General features: G+C 49.9%; 1 protein-coding gene. It reads right to left on the reverse strand.

Translation table 11 applies throughout. The features are described 5' to 3' along the window. Positions 1-305: 305 nt before the first annotated feature. Positions 306-19,094, reverse strand: coding sequence for a non-ribosomal peptide synthetase (locus EAE91_RS14375; RefSeq protein ID WP_214089098.1), 18,789 nt, complete (start codon positions 19,092-19,094; stop codon positions 306-308). Positions 19,095-19,616 lie beyond the last annotated feature (522 nt).

Here is a 19,616-nt window from a genome sequence, read left to right on the forward strand (position 1 = left end):
CAATCGTGCAACACGCTCACTCTCTTCGGCAGAAAGAACGAAGAATGGGATGAGTCATATCATCAGATGGCTTCATAAATCGCCGTTCAAGACAGATAAAAACATTTTTTCAATACACAGAAAAAATCCGACAAATACCATTATGTCGGATTATCACGTGGAAACAGATCTATATCCTATGGATTTCAAGATGCGTCGCGACGGCAAGGGAATGAATCCCCGGGAGCATAGAGAACTATGTGACCGGGGTGAGCGAGTGCAGCCAACAAAGAGGCAACTTGAAAGATGACGGGTATATTAAACCCTTACTTACCACTCACCGTTAATGCCCTATTTAAAGCCTGAATTAACATGGTCTTATCCCGCAGATCCTCTAACAAGCTAAAGTGATTACCTGAAATTGGCACTAACCGCAGTGAAGAATCAGGCATTATCCGTGCCCAACCTAATGACGGTTCCACACTTAAAGGAGAGAATTCAGTATCAATCACAACGGGAACCGGTGGAGAAGGCTCCATTGCATAGAACTGATATAACGTTATCGCCAATACTTGCGGCTGATAATTTCTGACGATTTGCGCATAATTTTCTATCTGTTGCCACCGTTTCGCGATCAAATCAGGCGGCAAATTTGCCGGGTATAACGCCAATTCCTGTGCCGCTTCAATAAACTGCACCAAACTCAGTTCACCAATTCGCAGGTGCAATGCCGCCACCTCTTTAATATTCGCTTCCTCTACCTGCCTCGCCAGCTCAGTAAAAAACTGAAGCTTTAGCGGCATTGTCTGCTGCCCGGAATAGTGAGGCGCAGGCGTATCAATCAGCCCCAAGAAATTGACTGTCTCACCAGCATTTAATAGTTGCTGAGCAATGGCATAAGCCAATATGCCACCAGAAGAGTAACCACATATCTGATACGGACCTGCTGGCTGAACAGCTTTCATCAAGGTGATCATCCTTGTGGCCTGTTGTTCCATTGTCAACATCAGCTCTGCATTGATGGACGGCCAAGGCAATGCATAAATCGGGTAGTCTGACTGAATATACTGAGCCAACCCGAAAACATAGGAATAATCCCCCATCCCACTCGGAACAAAGAACAGTGGCACTCCCGTTCCATCAGGCCGCACCGATACCGCGCCGTTTGGTTGAGACGATGGATCTGATGTCATTTTTGCCGCCAGCTCCGCCAGCACCGGGAATTGAAACAGATCATTCAATGTACAAATCAAACCATAATCAGCAACACGGTTGAGCATCCGCATGGCAAGCAATGAATGCCCCCCTAGCGCGAAGAAACTATCGTTTCGGCCAATCTGCTCAACCCCCAGTAATTCTCGCCAGATAGCCGCCAGAATAATCTCAATTTCTCCTCGTGGTACTGCATAACGCTGGCGCGCAAAAGCCTCTTCATCCGGTGCCGGTAGCGCCCGACGATCCAGTTTGCCACGAGCTGTCAGTGGGAAGTTATCCAAACGCACAAAAGCTGTTGGCATCATATAGTCAGGTAACAAAGCTCTTAAATGACGATGTAATCGGCTAGCCAGCCCGTTATCCGCAGGTGCCGCCACATAAGCCACCAGACGTTTATCCTGCCCATCACCAAGCGCCAGCACCACCGCTTCTCGCACATCAGGGTATTCCGTCAACCGAGCTTCAATTTCACCCGGTTCAATGCGGAAGCCACGGATTTTAATCTGTTGATCGTTACGGCCGACAAACACCAGATTGCCATCCAGCAAATAGCGGACTAAATCCCCGGTTCGGTACATCCGTGCTCCCACCACATCACTAAATGGATCGGTAAGAAAACGTTCAGCGGTCAAATCAGAGCGGTTGAGATAGCCTCGCGCGACACCGGCACCACCAATGTGCAATTCTCCCACGCCCCCAAATGGCACTGGCTGGCCGTTAGCATCCAACAGATATACCAGAGTGTTAGCTGTTGGGCGGCCAATGGAAACTAATTCATGCCGATAATTTGGCGAGCAATGCCAACAAGTAGCGCAAACGGTAATTTCCGTCGGACCATAAGCATTAAACAGCGTTGCCTTGTTGTACAGCGTCTTAAGCAACACTGCACTGGGCGCTTCTCCACCCAATATCAAGGTGGGTTTTATCGTTATCGCCGGTAAATCGGCCCCATCCCGTAGCAGAGCCGGGGGCAAACAGGCGTGGGTTACTCGCCGTTCTTCCAGATAACGCCAAAGGCGCAGCGGGTCCTGACGAACCGTATCAACAGCAATGTCCAACATAGCGCCCCCACACAGCGCCATCATGATTTCCCAGACACTGGCATCGAAACCAAATGAGGCAAATTGCAACATCCGGCTATCAGCACGTATATCAAACTGGATGATTTTTTCTTGAATCAGATTGACCAAGCCGTGATGTTCAACCATCACCCCTTTCGGCGTACCAGTGGAACCAGAGGTGTAAATCACATACGCCAAATGTCGTGAGGTCAGCATCGGGACATGTGGATTGCTGTCCGGCTGATCAGGCAAAATTGTGGGATCAAGTACCGTTAACGCCGTAAGAGCAGGTTCGCCTAACGCGATACGGCCCGCATTATCCGCCAGTACCACTGACGGTGCCGCATCGTTAAGCATATAAGCCAGCCGATCACTGGCATAGGCCGGATCTAAGGGAACATAAGCGCCACCCGCTTTCAGCACCGCCAGTAGCGCCACCACTCTTGACAGTGAACACGTGACACAAATCACCACCCGTTGATCAGGCTCTACGCCGAGTTCAATTAACTGATGAGCCAGTCGGTTAGCACACGCATTCAGCTCTGCATAGCTACAGGTTTGCTCTTCACAGGCCAGTGCCGTAGCCTCAGGGCTTTTCGCCACTTGCTGTTCAAACAGGTGATGAATGCACAACAGGTCGGAATAGGCCATTTGCGGGCCATTACCGATTTCCAGTAGCAACTTCCTTTCGGCTATCGGTAAAATCTCCAACTGCCGAACCGGCGTTTCTGGAGCGTGTTCAAGCGCTGCCGCCAGACTTTCCAGCGCCTGTTGCATATAACCACATACCCGCCCGGCATCAAATGGCTGGACGATTTGCGCGGTCAGCCCCAGTGCATCGCTAAAATCCTCCACCGACAGCGTAAACGGATAGTTAGTCCGCTCCTGCGCACCGAGGAATTCGACGCCGCTCATGATTTCATTCGACGTCGCCAACGGCACATTGTGCCGATAGTTCAGCAAAGTACTAAACAGGGGCGTTCCTCCCTGTACGCCACTACAACGTTGGGCCAGCGCCAACGAGGCATATTCGTGTTCCAATAATCCCGCCAGCCGGTGATGTGCTGCCTGTACACTGTCTCGTACCGGGGTATCATCCATATCCAAACGTAGCGGCAACGTATTGATAAACAGCCCCATGCCATTTTCAGCCCCTTCGCCCGCCGCCATACGCCCAAACAATACGGTGCCAAAGACCACCTGCCGCTGTCCGCTGGTACGCGACAACACCTGCGCCCAGGCCAAATGACACAGTGCCGCCAGACTGACACCCAACCGCCGCGCCTGACTACGTAAACTGTCATTTAACTCAGGGGGCAGCATCCGATGCGATTCGGTCATCTGCGAACCATCATGGCGAACTTCCGCCAACCCAAACGGTAATGTTGGTTCATCGATCTCAGCCAACATGTCAGTAAAGAAACGGCTATGTTCTGCCTGACTCATCCCTAACCGGGACTGCGCCACCAGATTACGGAAGGGTGCCGGGGCGGGCAAACTGCTTTCCTGACCGTCAAGGTATGCCTGAACTTCGTGATTCATCACATCCAGCGCGGTATGGTCGCCAATCAAATGATGCATCAGTTGCAACACAATCCAACGGTTATCACTCTCCTGTGCTACCACAAACCGCAATAACGGTGCCTGCCCCAAATTGAGACGATATTGGCGTGGGTTAAAACGTTGTGCTAACTGGTCGCTAATCGGTCCATCAGCCGGATCTAATGTCAACTCTGTTACCGACAACCGCACCTGACGGCAGACAACCTGTGCCGGTACGGATAATCCTTGCCAGATAAAGGCGGTCCGCAGGATGTCATGACGGTTAATTACCTGTTGAACCGACGCCAGATAACGATCTAACAGCTTCCGATCAGTAAAGGCCATTTGACCGGCTAACAGATAAGGATCACCTTCGTCTGCCAGCAAATGGTGGAACAGTATCCCATCCTGTAACGGTGACAACGCATAGATATCCTGAATATTCGCCATACCTCCCGGTATCTGCTCGACGGTATGATCAATTTCAGACTGAGTGAGATCAATCAACGGCAACATCTCCGGCGTTAATACGGTGGTATCCGGTGTAATGACGTTGACCGGCGCTTTTTTGGCCCGATTCAGCTTCAATGTTTGCGCCAGTTCAGACAGTACCGGAGATTGGAACAGATCACGCACCGCCAGCGTTAACCCCAAGTTACGCAGACGTTCAACCATTCGCACCGCCAGCAACGAATGACCGCCCAAAGCAAAGAAGCTATCGTGTCGGCTGATTTGTTCAATAGCCAACAATTCACGCCAGATAGCCGCCAGTAAGATTTCGGTTTCTCCCTGTGGTGCCGCATAAATCTGACGGGCAAAAGCTTCCGCCCCCGGCGCAGGTAACGCCCGACGATCCAACTTACCGTTAGGCGTTAACGGAAAAGCCTCCAGACGCACAAAGGCCGCCGGTACCATGTAATCAGGCAAAACAGCACTCAAATAGGTGCGCAGATTATTAACCAATCCGTCACCGGCTTGTGCCACCACATAGGCAATCAGCCGTTTGTCCTGATCGTCGCCTTGCACCAATACCAGCGCCTCATTCACTGCTGAATGTTCAATCAATCGAGTTTCGATTTCCCCCGGTTCAATCCGAAAGCCTCGGATCTTAACCTGTTGATCATTGCGGCCAACAAAAACCAGATTGCCATCTGGCAAATAGCGAGCCAAATCCCCGGTTCGGTACATTCGTGCTTCCGGTTTATCGCTAAATGGATCAGCTAAGAAACATGCGGTGGTTAATTCCGGGCGATTAAGATAGCCATGAGCGATACCAATCCCACCAAGGTACAATTCCCCTATTGCCCCCAATGGCACCGGCTGGCCGTAGGCGTCCAACAGGTAGATACGAATGTTGGCTGTTGGGCGACCAATAGGAACCCATTCATCCCGATAATCTGGCGGACAACGCCAGCTAGTGGCACAAACCGTGATTTCTGTCGGGCCATAAGCATTGAATACCGTAGCCTTGCCGCACAGCGCCTTAAGCAACGCCGCGCTGGGCGCTTCACCGCCCAGTATTAATGTGGGTTTTATCGTTATTGTCGGCAAATCAGTCCCGTCCCGCAGCAAGGCCGGGGTCAAACAGGCATGCGTCACTGACTGCTCTTGCAGATAATGCCAAAGACGGTGTGGCTCCTGACGAACAGCATCATCGGGAATATCCAGAGTGGCACCGCCGCATAGCGCCATCATCATTTCCCAAACACTGGCATCAAAGCTGAATGAAGCAAACTGCAACATCCGACTAGCGGAATGAATATCAAACTGAATGATTTTTTCCTGAATAAGGTTAACCAATCCACGATGTTCAATCATCACCCCTTTCGGCGTACCAGTTGAACCGGAGGTGTAAATCACATACGCCAGATGCCGCGAGGTTAATAAAGGCACCAGAGGGTTATTATTCAACTGGTCCGGTAATAAATTCGGATCAAGTATGGTCAGTCCTGCCAATGTTTTTTCACCCAATGCCGCCCGTCCGGCATCATCCGCCAGTAAAATAGCAGGTGCAGCATCAGTCAATATATGGACCAGACGTTCACCCGGATAGGCCGGGTCCAGCGGCACATAAGCTCCCCCCGCTTTTAACACGGCCAACAGCGCCACTATCCGCGCCGGTGAGCTCGCTACGCAAATCGCCACCCGTTGATCTGGCGCGACGCCCAGAGCAATAAGTTGGTGTGCCAATCGGTTAGCACAAATATTTAATTCAGCATAACTAAGAGCCTGCTTTCCATACACCAGCGCTGTAGCTTCTGGCTTTTTCTCTACCTGTTGCTCAAACAACTGGTGAATACATAACGAATCAAAATACGGTGCTTCGGTGGCATTCCAAGTTTCCAGCAATAGTTTGCGCTCCGCCGCTGTCAAAATATCTATTCTGGCAACTGACTGATGAGGATCAGCGACCATCGCTTGTAGTATCTGATGCAGATACCTGACATGTCGCGCAATGGTTGGTTGATCAAACAGAACCATTGCATAATTCAGATAACCGACAATCCGGCCATCCACCTCAGACAAGTTCAGCTCCAGATCAAATTTGACCACATCAAAAGCCTGATCGACAGGTGATACGACCAGCCCCGGTAATGTCCATTCAGCATGTCCATCGTTTTGCCAGGCAAACATCACCTGAAACAGGGGCGTATGCGCCAACCTGCGCGGCGGTTGCGCAATTTCCACTACCTGTTCAAACGGCAGATCCTGATGCTCCTGCGCTGTCAGTGCGGTTTGCCGCACACGCGCCAGCAACTCAATCATATTTGGCTCACCTGACAAGTCGATACGCAAGGCCAGCGTATTAACAAAGAAACCGATCAGCGATTCCACCTCTTGACGACCGCGCCCTGCGCTTGGCGTACCAATAACCAAATCCTCCTGTCCTGATAAACGCGACAGGACTGTAGCCCAAGCTGCCAGCAAGGTCATAAATAGCGTGACGCCTTGCTGTTCACTTAAACGTTTGAGGGATTGCGTTAATTCTGCATCCAAATTTATCGGCAACAGATTCCCGGCAAACGACTGTTCAGCCGGACGTGGCCGGTCAGTGGGTAAATCCAGTAATACCGGCGCATCAGCCAGTATGGTACGCCAATAGTCGGATTGAGCTCCTACCCGCTCAGCCGATAGCCACTGACGTTGCCAGGCGGCATAATCAGGATATTGAATAGCTAAGGGTGGTAATGGATCTGGCTGTTGGTTCAGGCAAGCTGAATAAAGGGCGCTCAATTCTGATTTCAAAATCCCAAAAGACCAGCCATCAGAAACAATATGATGCAGAATCAGTAAGAAGAGGTAATCATCATTAGCTAGCTGTACCAAAGCAGGACGAATCAATGGACCACGGGCAAGATCAAACGGCGTCTTGGCTTCCTTAGCACACAGAAATGCCAGCTCTGTTTCCCCACCAGACGCTTTACGCAGATCATAATGTTTTATCGGCAAGCCAAATTCCGCCGGTAACAATTCAACCTGCGGCTGACCGTTAACAGCAATGAATACCGAGCGTAACGCTTCATGACGGGCAAACAGCATATTGAGCGCCTGCTGCCAGGCAGAGATATTTAGCTGACCATGTAAACGCAATATCACCGGAATGTGGTAGGTTTCACTCACCCCCTCAAACTGAGCCAGAACCCACAATCGCTGTTGCGCCAATGACAACGGCAATTTGCCCTGACGAGATATCGGCACAATTTCCGGCAACACAATCTCCGACGACATAATCATCGGTAATCTACTGTGCTGTTCATCAAAGCGAGCACTCATTGCCTCGGCAAAGGCAGCCAAAGAAGGCGATTTAAACAACGTTGTCAGCGGCAGTTCGATACCGAAAGCAGCTATCCGGTTGATCATCCGTACCGCCAACAGCGAATGTCCCCCCAAGGCAAAGAAATTGTCATGTCGGCTTATCCGTTCAACGCCAAGTAACTCACGCCAGATAGTCGCCAATGCGGTTTCCATCTCCCCTTGTGGCGCTTCATAAATCTGATGGGCAAAAGCTTCCTCCCCCGGTATCGGTAACGCCCGGAGATCTCGCTTGTCATTAGGTGTTAGTGGGAAGGCATCCAGACGGACAAAAGCCGCCGGTACCATATAATCAGGTAAAATGGCACTCAAATGTTCCCGCAAACTTGTCACAAGTTCATCATCCGGCTCAGCTACCACATAGGCGACCAGCCGTTTATCCTGTCCATCATTTAACGCCAGTACCAATGCTTCTCGCACCGCAACGTGTTCTGTTAACCGAGCCTCGATTTCTCCCGGTTCAATGCGAAAACCTCGAATTTTTACCTGCTGATCGTTACGACCAACGAAGATCAAATTGCCATCCGGCAAGTAACGAGCCAAATCCCCGGTTCGGTACATCCGCGCCCCTGATTCATCACTGAACGGATCTATCAGGAAACGTTCTACCGTCAGTTCAGGACGATTAAAATACCCACTGGCAATCCCATCTCCGCCGACATAAATCTCACCGATCGCCCCCAACGGTACCGGTTGACCATAAGCGTTCAACAGATAAAGACGTGTATTAGCAATTGGCCGACCAATAGGGATCTTGGCTTCGCCCGGTACCAACTCGGTAATACGATATGTTGTAGTAAAAGTGGCTCCTTCACTTGGGCCGTAAGCCTGCAATAATTGCTGTAACGGACTGCTGCGCATAACCTGAGCAATCACCTGTGGATCGGGGACCTCTGCGCCGGTAATCAGTGTCTTTATTTGAGGCAACACAGGGGACAACGCCGTTGCCATCCGGTTAAGCAGCCCGACACTTATCCATAGGATAGTAATGCCATAAGTCTGTAAAGCTCGGACAAAATCCGTTGGCGTCAGTAAAGTTACCTGGTCAATAACCACCAACGTGCCACCATTTAACAATGGTGCCCAGACTTCAAAAGTACTGGCATCAAAAGCCGGGTTAGCAGTAAAAGTCAACCGATCATCCGGCCCAATTTCGGCATAGCCGTTATTGATAACCAGCCGGACTACCGCCCGATGTGGCACGATCACCCCTTTGGGCGTACCGGTCGAACCAGAGGTATACATGATATACGCGGCTCCGGCACTGGAGCGGGGCAAATGAGGGTTAAAACAACCTTCTTCTCTAGTCATACCACTTTCTCTGGCAAGGCGGAATAGCGGCACAGTCAAACCAACCGGGATATCAGCCCGTGCATCAGTCAGCAACAATTGGGCTGAACAGTCGTTTATCAGCCAATTTTTCCGCTCATCCGGCACTTTGGGATCGACAGGCACATAAACGGCACCAACCTTGAGAATAGCCAATTGTGCCATTACTAGTTCTACCGATCGTTCTAACAAGATGGCAACATTATCATCAGCCTGAATCCCCTGTTCGATTAACTGATGAGCCAACTGATTAGCACCAACATTCAATTCTGCGTAACTTAGCTGCTTATCTCCTGCTATTAGCGCAATGGCCTGCGGGGATTTTTCTACCTGTTGTTCAAATAATTGATGAATACATAGCTGATCAGGATACGCTATTTCAGTCGCGTTCCAGGTTTTTAACAACAATGTGCGTTCAGTATCCGGCAGAATATCCAGCATCCGCACCGCGATGTCCGGGGTATGCTCTAGTGCGGCCACCAGACTTTCCAACGCCTGCTGCATATAGCCGCACACCCGCTTCGCATCAAATGGCTGAACGATTTGCGCTGTCAGCCCCAGAGCATCACCAAAATCCTCCACAGACAAGACAAACGGATAGTTAGTCCGTTCCTGTGCGTCAAGAAATTCAATGCCGCTTGTCACATTATCTAAGGTTATCGGTTGCGCATTATGCCGATAGTTCAGCAACGCACTAAAAAGTGGCGTTTCGCCCTGCACACCACTGCAACGCTGAGCCAGTGCCAGTGACGCATGTTCATGCTCCAGTAATTCAGCAAGCCGGGCATGTGCTGTTTGTACACTCTCCCACACTGAAGTACCATCGATATCCAACCGCAGCGGCAAGGTATTGATAAATAGCCCCATGCCGTTATCAGCGCCTTCCCCTCCCTGCATACGCCCAAACAACACGGTGCCAAACACAACTTTCTCTTGACCACTGGTCTGAGATAACACCTGTGCCCAAGCCAGATGACACAATGCCGCCAAACTCACGCCCAAACGTCTCGCCTGACGACGCAAACGATCATTCAACGTGGCCGTCAACATCCGGTGTGATTGGACCACCTGTGAACCATCATCACGTACTTCCGTCAACCCGAAGGGCAATGTCGGTTCATCCACCTCTGCCAACATCTCGGTAAAAAAGCGGTCGTGTGCTTCTTGATTTACGCCTAGCCGAGCCTGAGCCACTAAATTGCGGAAAGGTACCGGTCCAGACAGGCTATCCTCCTGTCCGGCAAGATATGCTTGCACTTCGCTGTTCATCACTTCCAGAGTAGTATGGTCACCAATGAGGTGATGCATTAATTGCAGTGCGATCCAGCGACCATCAGGTTCCTTTGCCACAACAAAACGTAGCAACGGAGCTTGATTTAGATCGAGACGATACCGACGTGGGTCAAAACGCTGGTTTAACTGGTCACTGATTGCCCCGTCCGCCGGATTCAGTGTCAATTCAGTCACTGGCAACGACGCCTGACGCCAAACTACCTGAGCCGAAACTGACAATCCTTGCCAGAGAAAAGCGGTACGCAGGATATCATGACGATTAACCAGCCATTGCACCGCCGCTAAATAGCGGTCTAATAACGACCGTTCAGCAAAGACTATCTGGCTGGCTAACAGATACGGATCGCCTTCATTTGCCAACAGATGATGGAATAAGATACCGTCCTGCAACGGTGATAGGGCATAGATATCCTGAATATTGGCAATCCCGCCGGGAACTTGTCCGACAATATGATCAATCTCAGGCTGAGTGAGATCAATCAACGGCAACATCGCCGGCGTCAGTGTTGTAATCGCCGACGTAATGACATTAGGCGGTACCGCCACAGCCCGATATTGCCCCAACGTTTTAGCAAGTTCGGCGAGCACAGAATACTTAAATAAATCCCGCACCGTCAGCGTTAAACCCACGCTACGCAGATGTTCAACCAACCGTACAGCAAGCAGCGAATGACCACCTAAGGCAAAGAAATTGTCATGTCGGCTAATCTGTTCAATCCCTAGCAACTTACTCCAGATAGCCGCCAATGTGATTTCTGTCTCCCCTTGCGGCGCTTGGTAAATTTGACGAGCAAAAGCCTCTTCGCCCGGTACTGGCAGCGCCCGACGATCCAGTTTGCCATTTGGGGTTAGCGGGAAAACATCCAGACGCACAAAGGCCGCCGGGACCATATAGTCAGGTAAAACGGTACTTAAGTAGCTACGCAGATTATTAACCAATCCCTCACTCACTTCCGCCGCCACATAGGCAACCAAGCGCTTCTCTTGCCCGTCACTCAACGCCAGCACCGCCGCCTCACGTACCACAGGAAACTCAGTCAATCGGGCCTCAATTTCTCCCAACTCAATGCGGAAACCGCGAATTTTTACCTGCTGATCATTACGGCCAAGGAATTCCAAGTTACCGTCCGGCAGGTAGCGAGCCAAATCCCCGGTTCGGTACATACGCGCACCCGGTTTATCGCTAAAGGGATCAACCAGAAAGTGTTCAGCGGTCAATTCAGGACGATTGAGATAACCACAAGCCACACCATCGCCACCAACATAAATCTCACCGGTCATTCCTAAGGGCACAGGCTGCTTCTGCTTATCCAGTAAGTAAACCCGCGTGTTAGCTATCGGACGCCCAATGGGAACCCTCGTCGTTCCTTGCGGTAACGCCACAATACGATACATGGTGGTAAAAGTGGTGCCTTCACTGGGACCATAAGCTTGTAACAATTGTTGTGGCGGGTGATTATCTAGCACCTGAGCAATCACCTGTGGATCGGGGATATCTCCCCCGAAAATCAGCACTCTAATCTGTGGAAAAATCGAAGATAACGCTGCCGCCAATCGGTTAAACAGTCCAATAGTCAACCACAGAACCGTGATTCGCTGAACCCGTAAAGTCCGTATCAACGCCTGCGGCATCAGCAACGTGGCATGATCGACAACCACCAATGCGCCACCATTAAGCAAAGGTGCCCAAACTTCAAACGTGCCAGCATCAAAAGCGGGATTAGCGGTAAAAGCAACCCGATCATCCTGCCCGATTTCGGCATAGCCATTATTGATAACTAACCGAACCACGGCACGATGTGGTACGACCACTCCCTTTGGCGTCCCAGTTGAACCGGAGGTGTACATAATATACGCGGGTTTAGTGCTGACATGCGATAAGTTAGGGTTGCACGCCTCCTCTTCTCTCTTCGCACCGGTCTCACTGGAGAGGAGAAATAACGGCACTGCTAAACCAACCGGAATATCAGACTGTGCATTAGTGAGCAACAATTTGGCTGAACAGTCGTTTATCAGCCAGTTTTTCCGCTCATCCGGCACCTTGGGATCGATCGGCACGTAAACGGCACCGGCTTTGAGGATAGCCAACTGGGCCACGACCAGTTCAATAGATCGTTCTAACAAGATCGCTACGTGATCATCCGGTTGGATACCTTGTTCAACGAGCTGATAAGCCAGCCAGTTAGCATAGCAATTTAATTCCGCATAGCTGAGAAACTTATCTCCTGCTATCAACGCCATAGCCGCCGGGGTTTGTTCCACCTGTTGTTCAAACAATTGATGGATACATAACTGATCAGGGTACACAGTTTCAGTGGCATTCCAAGTTTCCAGTAACAGTTGACGCTCCGTCGGCGCTAAGATATCAATTCCACCAACGGATTGCTGACAATCAGCGGCCATCTCTCGCAATACTGTGTGCAAATACCCCACATACCGTTCAATGGTTGGTTGATCAAACAGGGCGGTAGCATAATTCAGATAACCCACAATCCGACCATTCACCTCGGACAGGTTCAGTTCGAGATCAAATTTGGCCGTATCAAGGAGAGGATCAACAGGTGAAACGGCCAGCTCCGGCAATACCCAGTCAGTATGCGTATTGTTCTGCCAGGCAAACATCACCTGAAACAACGGCGTATGAGCCAATCTGCGTGGCGGTTGCACGATTTCCACCACCTGTTCAAACGGCAGATCCTGATGCTCCTGCGCCGCCAAGGCGGTTTGTCGCACACGCGCCAGCAACTCAATCACATTGGGCTGACCTGACAAATCGATACGTAAAGCTAGCGTATTAACAAAGAAACCGATCAGCGATTCCACCTCTCGCCGATTGCGCCCCGCACTCGGCGTACCGATAACCAACTCTTCCTGTCCTGACAAACGCGATAAAACCGTGGCCCAAGCTGCCAGCAAGGTCATAAATAGTGTGGTGCCCTGCTGCTTACTTAAGCGCTTAAGAGATTGAGTTAATGCCTCATCCAACTTAACAGGCCAGAAATTCCCGGCAAATGACTGTTCAGGCGGGCGAGGACGATCAGTAGGCAAATCCAGCAATACCGGCGCGTCAGCCAGTACACCACGCCAATAATCAGATTGAGCTTGTATCCGTTCAGCCGATAGCCACTGACGCTGCCAGGCGGCGTAATCTGGATATTGAATGGCTAAAGGCGGCAACAGCTCCGGCTGTTGGTTTAGGCAAGCTGAGTAAATAACGCTCAATTCTGACTTCAGCACCTCTAAGGACCAGCCATCGGAAATAATATGATGCTGAGTCAGTAAGAAAACGTAATCATCATTAACCAGTTGCACTAAAGCAGAACGAATTAATGGACCACGGGCAAGATCAAACGGTGTCTTAGCTTCCTGAGCACACAGAAATTCAAGCTCTGTTTCCACATCAGACGCTTTACGCAGATCATAATGTTTTATCGGCAAGCCAAATGCCACGGGTAACAATTCAACCTGCGGCTGACCGTTAACAGCCACGAATACCGAACGTAATGCTTCATGACGGGCAAACAGCGTATTGAGCGCCTGCTGCCAGACAGAGATATTTAGCTGACCATGTAAGCGCAGGATCATCGGGATGTGGTAGGTTTCACTCACCCCCTCAAACTGAGCCATAACCCACAGACGCTGTTGAGCCAATGACAATGGCAACTTGCCCTGACGGGATATCGGCACAATCTCCGCTAATCTACTGTTATGCTTTTCATCAAACCGGACGCTTATCGCTTCGGCAAAGGCAGTTAAAGAGGGTGATTTAAATAACGTAGTCAACGACAATTCAATACCTAAAGTGGCTACCCGGTTGATCATCCGTACCGCCAACAGAGAATGACCACCCAAGGCAAAAAAATTGTCATGTCGGCTTATTCGCTCAATACCAAGCAACTCGCACCAGATAGCTGCCAGCGCCGTTTCCATCTCCCCTTGTGGCGTTTCATAGATCTGACGGGCAAAAGCTTCTTCTCCCGGTACCAGCAACCCCCGGAGATCTCGCTTGCCGTTAGGGGTCAGAGGGAAGGTATCCAGACGAACAAAAGCCGTCGGCACCATATAATCAGGCAAAATAGCGCTCAAATAGATACGTAAACTGTTCGCCAACGCTTCATCTGCTTCCGCGACGACATAAGCCACCAGACGTTTGTCCTGACCATCCCCCAAAGCCAGTACAGCGGCTTCACGCACCGCTACGTGTTCTGTTAACCGGGCTTCGATTTCTTCCGGTTCAATGCGGAAACCCCGGATTTTGACCTGCTGATCGTTACGGCCAACGAAGACCAGATTGCCATCCGGCAAGTAACGCGCCAAATCCCCGGTCCGGTACATCCTGGCCCCCACTTCATCACTGAATGGATCAAGCAGAAAACGTTCTGCCGTCAGTTCAGGGCGGTTAAGATAACCGCAGGCCACCCCATCACCGCCGACATAAATCTCACCGATCGCCCCCAACGGTACCGGTTGAGCGCAAGCGTTCAACAGATAGAGACGCGTGTTTGCAATTGGCCGACCAATGGGGATCTTGCCCTCGCCCGGCGCTAACTCAGCAATACGATATATTGTAGTAAAAGTGGTGCCTTCACTCGGACCGTAAGCCTGTAATAAATGTTGCGGTGGATTATTGTACAAAACCTGAGCAATCACCCGGGGTTCGGGAACTTCTCCCCCAGTAATTAGGGTTTTTATCTGAGACAACACGGGGGACAAAGCCGTCGCCAGTTGGTTAAACAACCCGACACTTAGCCACAGCACCGTAATACGATAAATCTGCAAAGCCCGGACAAAATCCGCTGGTGTCAGTAACGTTGCATGGTCGATAATCACCAGCGTGCCGCCATTGAGCAATGGTGCCCAAACTTCAAAAGTACTGGCATCGAAAGCCGGATTAGCCGCGAAAGCAACCCGGTCATCAGGTCCAATTTCAGCATAGCCATTATTGATAACCAGCCGGACTACCGCACGATGCGGTACTATCACCCCTTTTGGCATCCCGGTCGAACCGGAGGTATACATAATATAGGCAGAACCCGTGCTGGAACGGGGTAAGTTAAGATTGCCATCATCCACTTTCCCACGGATATTTATCTCAGCGGAAAGACGGTATAACGGTACCGTCAGGCTAATCGCGATATCAGTCTGTACATCAGTCAGTAATAATTGAGCTGAACAATCGTTTATCAGCCAATTTTTCCGCTCATCCGGTACCTTAGGATCGATAGGGACATAAACAGCGCCGATCTTGAGAATAGCCAATTGCGCTACCACCAACTCCACCGATCGTTCTAGCAGGATCGCAACATTATCATCGGGCTGCACGCCCTGTTCGATTAACTGGCGGGCTAATCGATTAGCACAGGCATTCAATTCTACATAACTAAGGATCTTATCTTCTGCTATTAGCACTGTAGCTTCTGGCGTTTTCTGCACCTGTTGTTCAAACAATTGATGAATACATAACTGGTCGGGATAGGTGGTTTCCGTCGCATTCCAGGTTGTTAGCAACAAAGTACGTTCACTATCCGGCAGAATGCCCAGCGTCCGTACCGCGATTTCCGGGCGATGCTCTAACGCTTCCACCAGACTCTCCAGTGCCTGTTGCATATAATCGCATATTCTATCTGGCTCAATCGGTTGGACGATTTGAGCCGTCAGCCCCAGAGCATCGCCAAAATCTTCCACCGACAAAACAAACGGATAATTGGTGCGTTCCTGCTCGCCAAGAAATTCAATACCGTTTATCACGTTATCTAAGGTTAGCGACTGCACATTATGCCGGTAGTTCAGCAACGCACTAAACAACGGTATTTCCCCCGGAACGCTACTGCAACGCTGAGCCAACGCCAGCGAAGCGTATTCATGTTCCAGCAGCTCAGCCAACCGGGCATGCGTTGCCTGTACACTATCTCGTACCGGGGTATTATCGATATCCAACCGCAGCGGCAAAGTATTAATAAACAGCCCCATACCACTGTCAGCACCTTCTCCCACAGCCATACGCCCAAACAGTACGGTGCCAAATACCACTTTCTCTTGACCGCTGGTCTGGGATAACACTTGTGCCCAAGCCAGATGACACAAGGCCGCCAGACTCACCCCCAGACGTCTCGCCTGACAACGCAGGCGATCATTCAACGTGGCCGGTAACATCCGATTTGATTGACTCATCCGTGAACCATCGTCATGTACCTCCGCCAAACTGAAGGGCAATGTCGGCTCATCCACTTCTGCCAGCATCTCGGTAAAGAAGCGGGTATGTGCTTCCTGACTGACGCCCAACCGGGCCTGAGCCACCAGATTACGAAAAGGTACTGGTGCGGGTAAGTTGTCACCCTGTCCGTCAAGATAGGCCCGAACTTCACCGTTCATCACTTCCAGCGTCGTATGGTCGCCAATCAGATGATGCATTAATTGCAGCGCGATCCAGCGGCCATCACTCTCCTGTGCGACAATAAAGCGCAACAGCGGGGCCTGATTTAGGTCGAGACGATACCTTCGTGGGTCAAAACGCTGCTTTAACTGCTCACTGACAGGACCATCAGCGGGGTTCAACGTCAATTCAGTCACTGACAACGACACCCGACGCCAAACCACTTGCGCTGGAACAGACAACCCTTGCCAAAGAAAAGCAGTACGCAAAATATCGTGGCGATCAATCACTTGTTGCATTGCTGCCAAATAGCGCTCTAACAGAGCACGGTCAGCAAAAATCATCGGATAAGCCAGCAAATAAGGGTCACCATCTTTTACCAACAAATGGTGAAACAAGATACCGTCCTGCAACGGTGACAACGCATAGATATCCTGAATATTGGTCATCCCGCCCGGTACCTGTCCGACAATATGATCAATTTCAGACTGAGTGCAATCAATCAGTGGCAACATTGCTGGCGTCAGTATTGTAGTCGTCGGCATAATGACATTCGGCGGCACCACTACAGCCTGATGCTGTCCCAGTGTTTGGGTCAGTTCCGACAATACTGGAGATTGGAATAGATCGCGTGCAGCCAGTGTTAGCCCAAGGCCACGCAGACGTTCAATCATGCGCATGCCAAGCAGTGAATGACCGCCCAGTGCAAAGAAACTGTCATAGCGGCTAATCTGTTCAATATCTAATAACTCACACCAGAGGCTCGCCAACAAAGTTTCCATCTTCCCTTGCGGCGCTGCATAAATCTGGCGAGCAAAAGCCTCTTCCCCCAATCCCGGTAACGCCTGACGATCCAGTTTGCCGTTCGGGGTTAGCGGGAACACATCCAAACGCACAAAGGCCGCCGGTACCATGTAGTCAGGTAAAACAGCACTCAAATAGTTATGTAAATTATTAACCAATCCCTCATCTGCTGGTGCCACCACGTAGGCAACCAGACGCTTATCTTGCCCGTCATTCAACGCCAGCACCGCCGATTCTCGTACCGCAGGAAACTCAGTCAATCGGGCTTCAATTTCTCCTAGCTCAATGCGAAAACCACGAATTTTGACCTGTTGATCGTTACGGCCAAGGAATTCCAAATTACCATCCGGCAGGTAACGAGCTAAATCGCCGGTTCGGTACATTCGTGCATTCAATGCATCACTAAAGGGATCCACCAGAAAACGTTCAGCCGTCAATTCAGGACGATTGAGATAGCCGCAAGCCACTCCATCGCCACCGATATAAATCTCACCCATTATCCCTGATGGCACGAGCTTCCCCTGCTCATCTAGTAAGTAAACCCGCGTGTTCGCAATTGGCCGACCAATAGGAATATTGGTCGTTACCGGGAGTAATGTCTCAATTCGGTATGTCGTGGTAAAAGTGGTACCCTCAGTCGGTCCATAAGCATTCAATAACTGCCGAGGCGGGTTATTACGCAAAACCTGAGCGATCACATGAGGATCGAGAACATCTCCACCGACAATCAAGTTTTTCATCCGCGGCAGAACCGGGGAGAGTTCCGTCGCCAGCCGGTTAAACAGGCCAACACTTAACCATAAGATATTAATGTGATAACGGCCTAAAACCTGTACAAACTCCAACGGTGTCAGCAAAGTGATGTGATCGATAACCACCAGTGCCCCACCATTAAGCAAAGGTGCCCATACTTCAAAGGTACTGGCATCGAAAGCCGGGTTAGCCGCGAAGGCAACCCGGTCATCAGGTCCAATTTCAGCATAGTCATTATTGATAACCAGCCGGACTACCGCACGATGAGGCACTATTACCCCTTTTGGGGTACCAGTCGAGCCGGAGGTGTACATAATATATGCTGGCGCGATGCTGGAGCACAGTAAATCAAGATTGAAACAATCTGCTTCCTTGCTGATATCTGTTTCACTAGAGAGATGAAATAGTGGCACGGTCAAGTCATTGAAAATATCAACCTGCATATTAGTGAGCAGTAATTTGGCTGAACAATCGTTTATCAACCAGCTTTTCCGCTCATCCGGCACTCTGGGATCAATAGGTATGTAAACCGCCCCCGCCTTGAGAATAGCTAACTGTGCCACCACCAGCTCAATAGAACGCTCTAACAGAATTGCAACGTGGTTACCTGGTTGAATCCCCTGTTCAATCAGTTGATAAGTCAGTCGGTTAGCACAGGCATTCAATTCCGCGTAACTCAAAACTTTATCCCCCGCAATTAGTGCTGTCGCTGTCGGGGTTTGTTCCACTTGCTGTTCAAACAACTGATGAATACATAACTGGTCAGGATACACGGTTTCAGTGGCATTCCAGGTTTCCAGCAACAAGGTACGTTCAGCCTCTGACAACAAATTAGGCTGGCAAACAGATAAGTCGTTACTCACCTTTTCTGACAATATCGACACTAATCCAGCGTCAAAGATATTTTCCTTTTTAGCCATGCTATCTTTCATCTATTTACTACCTCAATGAATCTGTTAGATATTTGAGAACTGTCATTCCCGGCAGCCATCAAAATGTTTTCTCTTACCTTTATCCCACTTAATCTTGGGAGGAATAAATACGGGCATGCTGAGCATCAATTAAGATACTTAGGCAACACTTTCTCTCTGGCACAAATGTAAATAACTACTTGATTCTAATTCTGCGTTAATAACCATTTCTGACAACGGAGCAAATGGCTCATCAAATTAACTATAAGCAGGAGTTCTATTTCGTCCCTCCCCTCTTAGATAAATTTCTTCGATTAATTGACAATGAATCCCATGACTAAAAACGAACTTATCGACGACTATAGATATGAATTTACTTCGATAACTCATTGCAAAATAAGTACTCCTCTTCAAACAACGAGTTAATAAAACGCCTTGTAAAATACAATTTATTAAACATTTGCAAAAATAACCTGTATATTTAATTTCTTTAAAATATAAATTCAGATTAAAATCAATTTCACCATATTCTATTTCATAATA

Origin of the sequence: Photorhabdus noenieputensis (assembly GCF_018448935.1) — a bacterium.
Lineage (GTDB): Bacteria > Pseudomonadota > Gammaproteobacteria > Enterobacterales > Enterobacteriaceae > Photorhabdus > Photorhabdus noenieputensis.